The sequence below is a fragment of the Streptomyces sp. NPDC058964 genome (genome assembly GCF_042741275.1).
GTDB lineage: Bacteria > Actinomycetota > Actinomycetes > Streptomycetales > Streptomycetaceae > Streptomyces.
This window is the reverse complement of record NZ_JBHYKH010000090.1, coordinates 10,403-23,110: the sequence shown is the minus strand read 5'-3', so window position 1 is coordinate 23,110 and position 12,708 is coordinate 10,403. Positions and strand designations below refer to the sequence as shown.

General features: G+C 68.4%; 12 protein-coding genes and 1 pseudogene. 5 read left to right on the top strand and 8 right to left on the bottom strand.

The features are described from left to right. Window positions 1-270: 270 nt before the first annotated feature. On the top strand, window positions 271-1,278 hold the full coding sequence (locus ACFW2E_RS14435) for a hypothetical protein (RefSeq protein WP_384466171.1): 1,008 nt from the start codon (window positions 271-273) through the stop codon (window positions 1,276-1,278). Window positions 1,279-1,370: 92 nt separating this feature from the next. On the opposite strand, the gene ACFW2E_RS14430 is transcribed toward ACFW2E_RS14435, so the two are convergent. The 4 genes from ACFW2E_RS14430 to ACFW2E_RS14415 all read right to left on the bottom strand — a co-directional run bounded on the left by ACFW2E_RS14430 (window position 1,371) and on the right by ACFW2E_RS14415 (window position 5,884). Further along, window positions 1,371-2,147, bottom strand: a complete 777-nt coding sequence (locus tag ACFW2E_RS14430; protein ID WP_384466169.1) for a hypothetical protein — start codon at window positions 2,145-2,147, stop codon at window positions 1,371-1,373. Between the two features lie 569 nt (window positions 2,148-2,716). Continuing rightward, a complete protein-coding gene (locus ACFW2E_RS14425) occupies window positions 2,717-3,097 on the bottom strand; it encodes a DUF6009 family protein (RefSeq protein WP_384466167.1) in 381 nt (126 codons plus the stop codon). A 199-nt stretch (window positions 3,098-3,296) separates the two neighbouring features. Beyond that, entirely contained in the window at window positions 3,297-4,823 is a 1,527-nt protein-coding gene (locus ACFW2E_RS14420) for a phage/plasmid primase, P4 family (protein ID WP_384466165.1), read from the bottom strand. After that, window positions 4,820-5,884, bottom strand: coding sequence for a bifunctional DNA primase/polymerase (locus tag ACFW2E_RS14415; protein ID WP_384466176.1), 1,065 nt, complete (start codon window positions 5,882-5,884; stop codon window positions 4,820-4,822). The genes ACFW2E_RS14420 and ACFW2E_RS14415 overlap by 4 nt, the downstream gene beginning before the upstream one ends. Before the next feature lie 950 nt (window positions 5,885-6,834). On the opposite strand from ACFW2E_RS14415, the pseudogene ACFW2E_RS14410 reads away from it, so the two are divergent. Together ACFW2E_RS14410 and ACFW2E_RS14405 are read left to right on the top strand one after the other, a co-directional pair. Next, window positions 6,835-6,939, top strand: a pseudogene (locus ACFW2E_RS14410) (GNAT family N-acetyltransferase); the annotation flags it as partial. A gap of 71 nt (window positions 6,940-7,010) precedes the next feature. Then, window positions 7,011-7,628: a TOPRIM nucleotidyl transferase/hydrolase domain-containing protein gene (locus ACFW2E_RS14405; RefSeq protein WP_384466163.1), complete on the top strand. Its 618-nt coding sequence runs from the start codon at window positions 7,011-7,013 to the stop codon at window positions 7,626-7,628. A 514-nt stretch (window positions 7,629-8,142) separates the two neighbouring features. Here ACFW2E_RS14405 and ACFW2E_RS14400 read toward each other — a convergent pair. Beyond that, a complete protein-coding gene (locus ACFW2E_RS14400) occupies window positions 8,143-8,889 on the bottom strand; it encodes a hypothetical protein (protein ID WP_384466161.1) in 747 nt (248 codons plus the stop codon). Window positions 8,890-8,965: 76 nt separating this feature from the next. Between ACFW2E_RS14400 and ACFW2E_RS14395 the strand changes: the two genes are divergently transcribed. Then, window positions 8,966-9,856, top strand: a complete 891-nt coding sequence (locus ACFW2E_RS14395) for a LysR family transcriptional regulator (RefSeq protein ID WP_384466159.1) — start codon at window positions 8,966-8,968, stop codon at window positions 9,854-9,856. Window positions 9,857-9,959: 103 nt separating this feature from the next. Here the strand turns inward: ACFW2E_RS14395 and ACFW2E_RS14390 are convergent, their stop codons facing one another. Both ACFW2E_RS14390 and ACFW2E_RS14385 read right to left on the bottom strand, forming a co-directional pair. Next, window positions 9,960-10,250: a replication initiation protein, RepL2 gene (locus ACFW2E_RS14390; RefSeq protein ID WP_384466174.1), complete on the bottom strand. Its 291-nt coding sequence runs from the start codon at window positions 10,248-10,250 to the stop codon at window positions 9,960-9,962. A gap of 17 nt (window positions 10,251-10,267) precedes the next feature. Beyond that, a complete protein-coding gene (locus ACFW2E_RS14385) occupies window positions 10,268-10,720 on the bottom strand; it encodes a MarR family transcriptional regulator (RefSeq protein ID WP_384466157.1) in 453 nt (150 codons plus the stop codon). Window positions 10,721-11,637: 917 nt separating this feature from the next. Between ACFW2E_RS14385 and ACFW2E_RS14380 the strand changes: the two genes are divergently transcribed. After that, on the top strand, window positions 11,638-12,066 hold the full coding sequence (locus ACFW2E_RS14380; RefSeq protein WP_384466155.1) for a DUF6188 family protein: 429 nt from the start codon (window positions 11,638-11,640) through the stop codon (window positions 12,064-12,066). Here the strand turns inward: ACFW2E_RS14380 and ACFW2E_RS14375 are convergent. Continuing rightward, window positions 12,063-12,530 (bottom strand): transposase, encoded by a 468-nt coding sequence (locus ACFW2E_RS14375; RefSeq protein WP_384466153.1) that lies wholly within the window; start codon window positions 12,528-12,530, stop codon window positions 12,063-12,065. The genes ACFW2E_RS14380 and ACFW2E_RS14375 overlap by 4 nt on opposite strands. Window positions 12,531-12,708 lie beyond the last annotated feature (178 nt).

Here is a 12,708-nt window from a genome sequence, read left to right as displayed (position 1 = left end):
AATGTTGGGGGGGGTGTCCTGCGTCTCCCGACGAGCGGCGGTCACTCGCCGTCCACGGAGGCCACCAGCCCGCCGCCCCACGCCTGCGCGAGCGGGATCGACGCCTGGTCCGCGATACCGAGCTGCTCATGTGACGGCGCTGTACGGAATGTGTCACAGGGCACGTACCGCCGCGTGCCGCCGCTTCCCCCGGAGTCCGGGCGGATGGGATGTTGACCGGCCGGAGCGGCCCACGGCGGGCCGCACGGAGGGAACGGGGTGGACGCCTTGATGCGCCAACAGCACGGCAAGGGCGACGGCAGAACCGCCGGAACGGGAACGGCTCGGACAATCGGCGGGACCAACGGGAGCGGCGGAAACGGCACAGCGCGGCGCCGCCGGGTGGCGGTGGCCGCCACGGCACTCGCCATGACCGTACCGCTGACCCTCGGCTCCGCAGGACACGCGGGTGCGGCGTCCGGGGACCACCCGATCGTCTACGCCCGCTACACCGCGGCAGCGCCCGTCGAAGACCTCTACGCCGTGTCCCCCAGCGGCGGCACGCCCGTCAAACTCACCCACACCTCCACCGTCAGCGACGTGATGCCCAGCTGGTCCCCGGACGGCAAGCGGGTGGCCTTCGTCCGCTATGGATCCGGTGGCGCCATCGACGGCATCTGGACGATGAAGACCACGGGCGGCGACCTGAAGGCCGTCCCCGGCACCAAGGGCGCCTCCGACCCGGCATGGTCCCCGGACGGCAAGCGGATCGCCTACGCCAAGCCGGTCGGCAGCCAGCGCGAGATCTACGTGGCCGACACCGACGGCACCCCCGCCACCCGACTCACCCACACCACCGCGGATGACCTCCATCCGACGTGGTCCCCGGACGGCAAGTACCTGGCGTTCAACCGCGCGGACGCGGGCGGGCACAGCAGGGTGATGCGGATCCGGCTGTCCACCCTGGCCCAGACCGCGGTCACCGGGGCCGCCTCCCACGACTGGACGCCCGACTGGTCGCACGGCAACCGGATCGCCTTCAGCCGCGTGGACTCCTCGGGTTTCGCCCATCTCTACCTCGTCCGCCCCGACGGCACCGGGCTGAAGCGCATCACCACGGCCCGCCTCAACGACAAGAACCCCTCGTGGTCCCCGGACGGCAGCCGCCTGGTCTTCACCAGAGGCGGGGCCGACGACGGGGACCCCGAACACCTCTACCTGGTACGGGCCGACGGCACCGGACTGACCCAGCTCACCAAGACCGACTCCCATGACCTGGAGGCGGACTGGCGCCCGTAGGACGCCTGTCGGCGACGGGCGGCCGTCCGGGTTCGGTGAACCCGGGCGGCATCTCGGGCGGCATCTCGGGCGGTTGGGGCCCGGACCCGCGGTCACCCCGGGGCCGGGGCGCCGTCGGCCGCCTCGGCCGCGTCGGTGGAGCGCAGCAGGCGCAGGAACGCCTTCACGCCGGCGATGATCTCCTGGTTGTCGGTGAGGCGGTGCACCGTGGACTCGAACTCCCTGCCCAGCGCGACGATCCTGCGGTCCGCTTCCTCGGCCCTCTCGTACGTGCTGATGGCCAGCGCGTCCACCGCGCGGCGGACTTCGGCCAGAGCCCGGTACTGTTCCTCCGCCTTCTCCTCCAGGACCCGCGTCCCGGCCTCGGCGTTGTTGAGCCGGGCGTTCAGTTCGACGACGTCGTCCCGCGGATACGTCACGTCCTCGAGGAGGGTGCTCAGGCGCCGCCGTAGCTGACCGAAGTAGGCGCCGGCCGGGCGGAAGAAGGTGCTCAGCAGGAAGAACCCGGCGAACCAGTACCCCGTGAACTCGCCCGTCGCCCAGGTGGCCGCGAAGAGGACCGCCGCCGTCACGACGTGCCCCGCGACCGCCGCCCAGAGCATCGTGCGGGCGATGCGCGAGGCCTCTGCGTCCCGGGCCGGGGAGACCTCTATGCCTTTCTCACGGCTCACGGCGATCTCGGCGAGCACCGCGTGTGCGCGGAAGTACAGGTTCCAGGGCAGCGTGAGCAGGAGCAGCAGCCACGTCAGGCTCAGCACGCCCGCCCCGACGGCGAGAACCATCGCGGGCGGTGCCCCCGCCACGTACGCGAAGACCAGTGCCGCGGCCGCCACCACGACGGCTACCACCGCCCCCAGAAATCTGCCCATGCCCCCGCCTCCCGTCTGTGCGGCCCATCGTCCCCCGGCCCGGGGCAAGTCGGCATGAGTAGGCGTACTCAGTGAAGCGCGCGACACGGGCGGCCTGGTCCCCCGGGCATCGCCGCTGCCGCACAGTGCCACTCGCTGGGGCCGCGGTGAGATCTTGCGGAGGAGTTCCCCGGCGGGACAGGTCCGGTCCAGGTCCAGCGCGTGGACACAGCAGGTCTTGGGAGGCCGTGTTCCGGTTCAGTCCCTCGCCTCTCTCCCGGGGCACCGACGCAATGGACCGCACCACGGGCCAGGGTCCGGGGCAGAGCCTGGTCGTCCTGCTAGCCCTCGTATAAAACTGCAGGTCAGCGCACTCCGCTGCTCAACGCAGGGACCGTAGGGACCGGATTCTTCGATGAGTGTCCGCACACCGCACGATGCCACCCCGCGGCACCACATCCGGAATCCGAGTCCCTACAGTCCCTGTCAGGCCGGGCCTGCACGGGCGTCTACGCGAGTTCAATCCGAAGTTTCAGTCCCTTCGGTCCCTCCCGACGGATTCGGCGCCACCGGAACCAGCGCTCGGAGTCCTAGGAGGTCGCCGATGCTATGGCGGTGCGCCCCTGGGAGCGGTCCGTCTTCGCGCCAGGGTTTCTCGGCTCGATCGTGCGGGGATCCACGGCCTCACCCGGTGCACCCACGGCGTAGGGCCCGTGCGGCTGGCTGTCACGGTCGTGCGGCAGCAGGAAGAACACGCGTCGCCGGTAGAGGCCGCTGTCGGGGTCGGGTTCGGCGTCGTCGTCGAGGACGGCGTAACCGACCATGCGTCCATCGCGCGCGTAGCGCGGTTTGGTGTTGCGGCGGGGCGTCTTGTCCAGCGCCTGGCGGACATAGTCGAGGGAGCCGAGGTCTTCCAGCCACACCACCTGTTCCTCGTAGGTGATCTCGCTTGCGTCCAACAGCGAGCTCATGGCTGCAGCCCCTTCCTCGTCGGCCGGCTCCCGGATCGGAAGGTGGCCGCGTGCGTCAATGTGGTGCGGTGCTCGGCGCGCCAGGTGGCGGTGGAGCGGAGTGCGGGGGCCGCCTGGCGGGAGGCCGCGTTTTCATGGTAGATCGGGTGTGGGCCGGGGCGTAGGGCCGTGGGGGCGGTCTCGGCGCAAGCCTGGCGGGTCATTCGCTCACCACCAGGGCGAGACCGGGATAGTACTTTCGGCCGTTCGATTTGATCATCTCGGAGGGTGAACTGAGGCCGACTTCCTGACGCACCCGGGTTGCGAAGACCCGGGCTGTGGCGGGGCGGATGCCTTCGCCGGAGTTGCACCAGGAGGTGTACTCCGCGTAGAGCAGGCCCTGCTCCACGCGGAGTTCCGCGCCTGCGTCGGCGTCCTGGGTGCAGCATTCGGTGAGGAAGCGGCCGATGTGGTCTTCGGTGGTGGCGTAGGCGCTGGTCGCGATGCGCACCCGGTCGGGGCCTTCCAGGGGGTCGCGGGTGGTGAGGTAGCGGCGGGCTCCCTCGAGGAGCCACTGCAGGATGCCGGGGCCTTCGTCGCGGACGAGTTCGAAGGCGAGGTTGTCGATGCGGCGTTCGGCGGCGACGGTACGGGTGAAGGGCACCAGGCGGATACGGCGCCAGAACGCGAATCCTCCGGTGGAGACCTCGGGGCGGTGGTTGCCGAGCAGCCACAGGTGATGGGTGGGAGTGAAGGAGAAGTAGTCCTGCCGCATCCGACGGGCCTTGATCTTGTCGCCGCCCGTGAGGAGACGGACGCGGGCTTCGTCGAATTTGTCGTTGGGTTTCAGCTCGCTGCACACCACCAGCCGGCGGCCGTGGAGTTCGGTCAGTTCGGTGGAGTGCTCGGCGTAGGCGCCGCGGTCCATGAGGAAGCCGGGCGGGGCAGCGTCCGCGTAGTCACCCAAGATCTGGATCATGGTGTCGAGCAGGACGCTCTTGCCGTTCTTGCCTTCGCCGTGGAGGAAGGGCAGGACCTGGGCGCCGACGTCACCGGTGATGGAGTAGCCGAGCAGCAGGTGCAGGAAGTCGATCATTTCCCGGCCTTCGGCGTCGTCGCCGAAAGTGTCTGCCAGGAAGCGGTTCCAGCGAGGGGTGTCCATGGGCTGCGGGGCGACGCTGGTGGCCCGGGAGTGGAAGTCGCGGGTCGGGTCGGGCTTGCGGAGCTGTCCGGTGTGCAGATCGACGACACCGGCCGGTGTGCACAGCGCGTAGGGGTCGCCGTCGAGGACGTCGGGTTCGACGGACAGGTCCGGGGAGGCCTTGGCCTGGGTGAGCAGGGCCTGCATACCGGTGGTCGAGAGGGTCTTGCGCTTGTGGTGGACAAGATCGCGATCGGAGAAGAAGCCGCGCGGGTCGGACAGGGGCATGTCCTCGGCCATCTCACCGGCCGCCCACAGGGCCGCCTTTTCGCCGCCGGTGCGCTTCCAGCGATGGCCGTCCCACACAAACCAGCCAAGCCCCTCCGCGTGACGGAACTGGTCACGGTAGAGCTGCACGAACAGCCGTGCGTTACCGCGGTCGGACAGGGACGGCGGCAGCAGTCCGCCCGCCGCTCCCCCACCGGCGGGCGGGGCCGCGGTGGCCTGTGCGGGCAGCAGAGCCGCCGGCTGAGTGGCCGCCTCGAGGTCGAGCATCTGCTGGGCAGCGGCCTGTGCATCGAAACGCGGCATCTCGGCGCTGCTCATGAACGTCCTTCAACGTGGAACGGGCGGGTGAATCCTGCGACAAGGCCGGCGTCGATGATCTTCTCGTTGCGTGCTGTCTGCCAGGGGCGCGCCCGGTGGGCTGTCTGGCAGAGGTCCTCGCGAACGGCCGCTTCGTCGACGTGGCCGGCTGCGGCGAGGCCTCCGGCGGTGTAAGCGGCCCGGTTGAGTTTCTCCGTGAACCCGGTGCCTTCAGGGGCTGCCGCGCACGCGGCGACCTGCTCGAGGAGCGGGTCGAGCACACGGCGCGCCGCTGCGGGCCTGCTGCCGCGGGGTGCGCGGGGTATCGCGGTGGCTGGGCGTGGGCGCGGGGCTTCAATGAGGTGTCCAGTACGTACGAGTTCGTCACCCAGCCATTGCGGCAGGGGCGCGGGCAGCCGGGCGGTCCCTTGTACCTGGTAGATCCCGTCGCTGGTGCGGGTGCCCGGCGCGATGATGTAACCACCGTCGGCCCGCACGTCGACCTGCCAGGCCAGCGCGACCTTGGTGCTGGACCCGGTGGAACAACGCAGTCTTATGTCCGGGCGGGGGTTGCGGTACCAGACGTGGAGACCGCCGGAAGGGGTGCGGACACGCAGGGTCGTACCGTCCATGGCCGGGTCGGGTTGCCGCCTGTAGGCAGCGAGCAGAGCGAGGGTGTCGAACCCGGAGGCGAGTCCGCTCAGGTTCACTTCCGCCGGGATCGGGATGCCGGGCAGCAGACGCGCTCGGTCAGGGACCGGGGCCGGGTGAGCATCGATGTCGATGACGACCAGATGTGCCGGACCGCAGGCAACCCCCACGCCGGCCGACGGCTGGGCCCGCCACCAGGCATCGATGTGGGCCGGGTTGGTGGTCGCCGCGTGGAAGCCGTGACACGGCCTGCCTGCGGGGGCGCAGGGGCAGGTCCTCGGATCGTGGCGCCGGTCCCTGCAGGCGGGGCAGTTCGAGGCCGGTGTCTTGCGTCCCGGGGCCAGTGGATGGACCGGCCAGCCTTGCGCGGCGCACCAACGGGCGACAGCGTGCGGCGCCCACGTCTGGCCAGGGGCGGCAGACGTGGGGATCTCACCAGGGCGCGGCACTCGAATCGTCCTCGTTGCTCGTCTTCTTTGTTCGGTCCCTGCGGAAGAACACCAGGCCACCCGGGGCATGACGTCGGTTCAGGGACCGAAGGGACTGTACTTCGGGTACGGATTCTAGAACCTTGTACGGGGGGCGCGCGGTACCTCAAGCCGCGTGCCGCACTTTTCCGTTCCTCGGTCCCTTGAGTCCCTTGGGTCCCTTCGCGTTCGTGGTGTACCCGCGCCCCGGAAAACTCGGCCCTCAGGGGGCAGAGGGGCTCACTCAGGCATCCACAGGTGCTGGCGGACAGTGCCAGGGACCGAAAGGCCTGCGGGGGAGGGATCGGGTCGCCCTTCAGTCCCTCTTGTAAAGACGCAGGTCAGGAGGGTTTTGAGGCAGATCCGAGGGACTGAAGGGACCGAACTTCCTAATTATCAGCTGCACTCAGTGGTGTACGTAGTGATGTACGTACGCGCCCGCGCGTGTGTCCCTACTCATGTCTACTGACCTCCAGCGGCTCCATAATTAGGAAGTTGAGTCCCTTCAGTCCCTCTCTGGACCTCAAAAGGCGCTCTGACCTGCGAAAACGCGGAGGGACTGAAAGAAGGGACCAAAACTCAGGGACCAGCGCCCGGCACTGGCCAGAGGTCCGGATGCGCTTTTGGGCCGGGGCTCAGCGGCCGGCACCGGCAGTGCCGACAGTTCGGTGTCCGCAGGACCGCGCACCGTCTCCCAGTCCAGGAGCATCCGCTCGATGCCGTACGGCAGGTGGCGCGGGCCACGGCCCGACCGGGAAAAGATGGTGATGACCGTGCGGGATCGGGAACACGACTTGGAGCCCGCACCACTCGATGCCGCGGTCTACGGCAGGAGCGCCATGTCGAGCTGATACCAAGTGCCCGACTGTCCGCGAAGCCCGGCCGGGTCCGCCGGCCCGACCGGGACGAACCCGATGCTCGAGCTGACGGAACTGCACGCCGACCACGCCCCGGAGGGGCTGGCCTTCGAGCTGGCGAACCGCGCGTACTTCGCTGCCGCGGTCCCCGACCGCGGTGACATCGGCTTCCTCAGCGGAAGCCGATGGAAATTGCGTCGCGTGGTGGCCGGACGGTGGCGGAGACTCGTGTCATGGCTGACATGGGGTCGTTCCGGGAAGCGGTCACCGCATGGGCGGACGGCGGATCCGGCGACCTCGCGTACGAACTGGCCGTGCGTTTGCCCGTCCGGGTGGTCGTCCTGCTCGAAGGACTGAGCGACGCGGCGGCGGTCGACGCACTGGCCGCGAGGCACGACCGGGACCTGGCAGCCGAAGGAGTCTGTGTCCTGCCGATGGGTGGCGCGATGCGCATCGGGCGCTTCGCCGGCCTCCTCGGCCCACCGGGGCTGAACCTCCGTCTCACGGGACTGTGCGACGAGGCTGAACGTCCCCACTACGTCCGCGGCTTGGAGCGGGCCGGTGCAGCAGAGCAGGGGTTCTTCGTCTGCGCGGCGGATCTGGAGGACGAGCTCATCCGCGCGCTGGGCGTGGCACGGGTCGAGGAGCTCGTACGGGCTGAGGGCGACCTGCGCGCCCTGCATACCTTCCTGCGCCAGCCCGCGCAACAGGGCCGCACTTCCCAGCAGCAGTTGCGGCGCTTCCTCGGCACGAAGAAGGGGCGCAAGATACAGTACGGCCGCGTCCTCGTCGAGGCCCTCGACTCCAACCGCGTGCCCGCCCCACTCGAGGATCTGCTCGCCGGCTTCTGACCTCCGGCCGACGTGAGCACGGGCAGGTGGTTCCCGACTCCCGTAGTTCTACAAGCACAGCAGCTACAAGCACATCCTGAACTTGCTCGACGGGGATTTTGTCATGTCAATACCAATAAACCGACGTCGTCACTATTACGGCGTAATAGCCGCGAGCCGCTGCCTCTCCCCCGACCCGTCGAGCCGATGGTCGCCGCACTCGGGGGTATCCGGCATTCCGGAAAGACCTCCCGAAAAGCGAAGCACAGAACAGGCCCCTACGCGCCCGAACTCGGAGCTGCCGGTATGGCATGACCTTGGATCACTTCGCAGACCGCCAGAGCGGCGTACAGACGTTTTGGATCTTGTGAATGGCTGAGAGTCGCTCATTTTGTGCGAGGAGTCAGGCATGTTGTATGATCGATCTTGAGCGCGGCACCCGGAATCGGGTGAGGCGTACTGCGTTGGTGGTCCAAGGAAAGACGTCCCGCTTCCTGCGGGGAGATGCAGGTGCAAGGCCTGCCCGGCGCTCCGATCAGATCCCCGTTCCTGGCTCTTCAGGAACGGGGATCTTTGTATGTGCCACGGCGGCCGCCGCGAGGCCGCGGATGAAGGGGTGCGGGCGGTTGCCGTCACCGGCGAGTTCCGGCTGGAAGAGCGTGGCGAGGAAGAACGGATGGTCGGGAAGTTCCGCGATGCGCACCTCACCGTCGGCATCACTGCCGGTGAAGTGCAGGCCGTGGCTACGCAGCAGATCCACGTAGTCGGGGTTGGCGCCGTAGTTGCAGTGATACCGCTCCGTTGACCGCTCGGCGCCGATGAGCTCCTCGGCACGCGAACCCGCGGTCAGTTCGATCGTGCCCTCATGGCCGACCAGGGAACAGGCGAGGGGCACCACCACCGCCTTCTCCGCCGGGGTGTCCGGCGCGTTCTCGGCGTGGCCCGCGGTTCCCAGACCGCACACGTCGCGGGCGTATTCGAGCAGGACATGCTGGAAGCCGGCGCAGGTACCAAGGAACGGAATGCGCTGCTCGCGGGCGGTACGGATGGCCGCGAGCGCCCCGGCCTCACTGCGGTAGGGGCTGCCGGGAAGCACCCAGATCGCGTCGAACGCGGCCAGTGACGCCTCGTCGGACGCGTCCTCTGTGGGGATCCAGTACGCGTCCAGGTCCAGGCCGTCGCGCTCGCGCAGCGCGTCGAGCAGTGCCGGGACACGGGCATGGGAGCGGACGTGGGGTGAGCGGTCACCGACGAGGGCGATGCGTGCGATGTGGTGTGCCATGCGCCCATCCTGAGTCGCTCACCCCCATCGCGTCCAACGATGATCCATGCATCGAGTATCAGCAATACTGATGCTCATGGATCCACAGCTCCTGCGCACGTTCGTAGCCGTGGTCGATCACCGTTCCTTCTCCGCTGCGGCGCGGACGCTCGGCTACACCCAGTCCGCCGTATCCCAGCACATCGCGGCCCTCGAGGCCGATCTGGACGCCCTTCTGGTCACCCGTCGGCCGGTGGCCGCGACCGAGGCGGGCGAGCGGCTGCTGGAGCATGCACGGCCGCTGCTGCTCCGTATCCAGGCGGCCAGGGCCGACATCGGGCGGCTGCGGGAGGTGCGCCGCGGGCAGCTCACGATGGCGTGCACACCCGGTGCGCTGACGCCGACCGTCGCGGAGGCGGTGATGCGTGCCCGAACCGCCGCCCCGCAGCCGGCCGTCTCGGTACGGGTGTGCGGCCGCGAGGAGGCCGTCCGGTCGGTGCTGACAGGAGCGGCCGATCTGGCCCTGGTCGATGGGGTGGCAGCGCCCAGCGATCCCCTGCCACTGCCCGATGCCGCGCTCCTGACCGTGTGCGCCATCGCCCAGGAGCCCCTCGCGGTTCTGCTGCCCGCCGACCATCCTCTGGCCGGACGTCCCGCGTTGCGGCTCCCCGATCTCGCCACCGCCCACTGGATCGACGCGCCGGACGCCGCCGTGCCACTGCGCCAGTTGCGGAGTGCCGCCCGGACCGACGGCTTTCGTCACCGGCTTTCCTACGCGGGAAGCGATGTCAGAGGTCTCGGTGCTCTGGTTGCGGCCGGGGCCGGGCTCACCGCAGTGGCCCTCACCGTGGCCGGCGGTCTGCCGGGCGTGACCGCCGTGCCGATCTCCGTACCCCGGATCGTGCACCGCACCGAGCTTCTCCACCCCCGCTCCCCCACCGAGGAAGCTGCCGAGCTGGCGGACGACCTGCGGCCTGCGGCTCAGTAGTGCGGTCGCAGGTACGGAGACATTGACCGTGATGCACTCGAGCGCGTCCTGGTGGACGTAGCTGATGAACTTCAGGTCAATCAGCTACGTCCGTCGGATCGGTTCAGGTTGCCCGGCGCAGCGGTACGACGACCTCTTCGCCGGTGGCCTTGGGGCTCAGGCGGTAGTACCGGATGTGGCCCAGGCGCTCGGACTCCTCCAGCCATCCGGACTCGACGATCTGGCGCCGGGTGCGGGAGAAGACGGTGGGTGACATGCCGAGGATGTCGGCGAGCTCCGCGGCCGTCTTACTGACCGTGCCGGCGCGGTCCGTGGGGTGCGCGGCATAGAGCATCAGGATCAGGCGCTGGTTCGCTGGCAGGCCGGCGGTGTGTTCCAGCAGGCGGAGGGTCATGTCCTTGGTGGTGTCGCTCACTTTGCCTCCCACCGTGCAGGGGTTGACTCGTCGAATCCGGGGATGTCCGGCGGGTTGCAGGTCTTGATGGCTTCGCGCTGTTCGATCCCCGTCCCGTGAAAAGCAATGTACGGGCTGATCCGGTAGAAGTTGTAGTTCCCGATGCGACCGCGGACGATCAGGATGCGGTGCTTGGCCAACTTCCGATTGATCTTCCCCACGGCATCGGTGGACATGCCGACCCGCTTGGCGATGTCCGCGCCAGTGGCCTTCAGGGGCTCCATGCCTTCCGGCGACACTCCGATCCACCACAGGACGAGGAACTTCTGGCTGGGTGTGAAAGCCCTGCTCTCGGTGATCGCCTCCACCCGCGCCTTGTCGACCTGGGTGTGACGGCCGGAGAAGGCGTACGGCGCATACGGGACGATCTCGCCCGTGTCAGCGTCCAGCAGTCTGCGCGCTGTTCCCAACAGTGCCTCCGAGGCTGGTTGCTGAAGAGTTCACGAGGTACGGCTCTCAGACCGACCAGATGAACTTAACGTACATGAGCAAGAAGTCGATGAACCCTGCCCATCAGCCGTGTCGCTGGACTCCTCTGCCGGTCCTTGATTGCCGTCCGAGCGGCGTAGAAGTGGGTTTTCTGGGCTGCCTTCATGAACTTGAAGTCAATCTGCCACGATCCTGGGAACGTGGTACCCAGTCCCTAGGATCGTTGGCCCACGATCCCTGAGACCGTGTGTGCTGTTCCTCGAACTGCCTGCCAGATCGTGGGAACTGGGTCCGCTTGAGTGTTTTCGCAGGCCAGAGTGGTATTGGGCCCGTGACGCTCTCTTACTTGGGGCTAAGGCCGTCGTCGGACGCGCAACGGTGTGGCAGGCGGTTCGTCAGGTCCGGGTCCCCGGCGGGCTGCTTGGATGGGGGCGGGACTTCCGGCAGGTTCTCGCGGCAGCTATACCCGGTTTACGGGCTCGAGTTGCCTCCGCCACCCCTTCTGGACCTCAGCCCTCGAAAGTCAGCCACGGCGGTGGGGGCGCCGGAAGGTCAGGCGCGCGTGTGCTTCCAGCAACCACTTCCCCGGCTCAGCCACGTTTGTTTTGTTCCGGGCAGGGGGCAGGACGGGCTGCAGGTGACGGGAGGAGAGCGCGGGCGGTGCCGGCCACGACGGCGGGACCACTCCCCTGCGCCGCCTCCAGCGGTAACGGCATTACGGCGTAATAGCCACCGCAGGGTTGCTGCACTCCCCCGTGTGTTGCCTGCGGGCTATTACGCCGTAATAGGGAGACGCTTGCCACTCGAGGCAAGAACCCGGCTCCGGGATCATCGCTGTGCACGCTCGTCTTGGGGCGAACGCCAGGCCAACGTCACGCGAGTCGGGCAAGGTGCAGTCGTGAGCACAGAAGAGGGTCCCGTCGAGCACGTGGACCGGTGGAACCTGAGCCTGCAAGGGATGCCTGTCACCAGGATCAGTACGGAGATCCGGCTCGTGCTGTCCCTGCATTCGGATTGGGAGATCGCCGTGGAAGCGCCCGTCAGGCTCTCGCACGGGCCCGTCCACGTCGGCCCGTCCGTACTTCTGAATCCGGAGACGGAAAGCATTGCACCGGCCCTTGAACTCTTGGGAGCGCGTGTCCTATCGGCGGTCGCGTTCAAGTCCGGCACCTTGCGGCTCGTATTCGACACGGGTCACCACCTCACCTGCTCGCCCGATCCATCCTTCGAGGCGTGGCAGGTCATGGGCCCAGCAGGATGGCGCATCGTGTCGTTGCCGGGAGGCGGCCTCGCCGTCTGGACTGACTCAGGAGCGAGTGCCTCCTAGGTCGCTTCTGATGGCTCTTGGGCGATGTCTCGGAGCCAGATGACGATCGCCGCAACGGCCAGGGTGCCGTTGAAGGTGTAGTCGCGCCTGTCGTACCTGCTGGCCACCGCCCGGTACTGCTTCCACTTGCTGACGCAGCGTTCGACAGCACTGCGGCGGCGGTACTGGACCTTGTCGAAGGCCGGTGGACGCCCTCCGGCCCGTCCTTTGCGCCGGCGGCTGGCTCGCTGGTTCTCGGGCTGTGCGATGGTCGCCTTGATCCCCCGTCGCCTCATACACGGTTTGCCAGGGGCCGTGCCGCTCGGGCAGGTCCGGCCAGGGGGCACACCGGTACGGGCGCGGTACAGCACGCCGTTGACTACCGTGCGGTGATCGGCCCACTGCCCGCCGGGCTCGCCATTGGCGGGCAGCAACGGCTCGATCATCTGCCACTGCGCGTCCGTGAGCTCATGTCGCGGCACCATGACACGAACCTGCCCAGCCCAAGCGCTGATCCACCCATGACCGGCTCCACTGCTATTACGCCGTAATGGCAAGAGCGAGGGGCGCCGCCGGTAAAGGGGGGGGCCCGCGGTGCGGGGTGGGGGGGCGATTTTCTGTGGGGGGTGGGTCGCTGTTTGTGGTTTTGGTTGTTGATTGGGT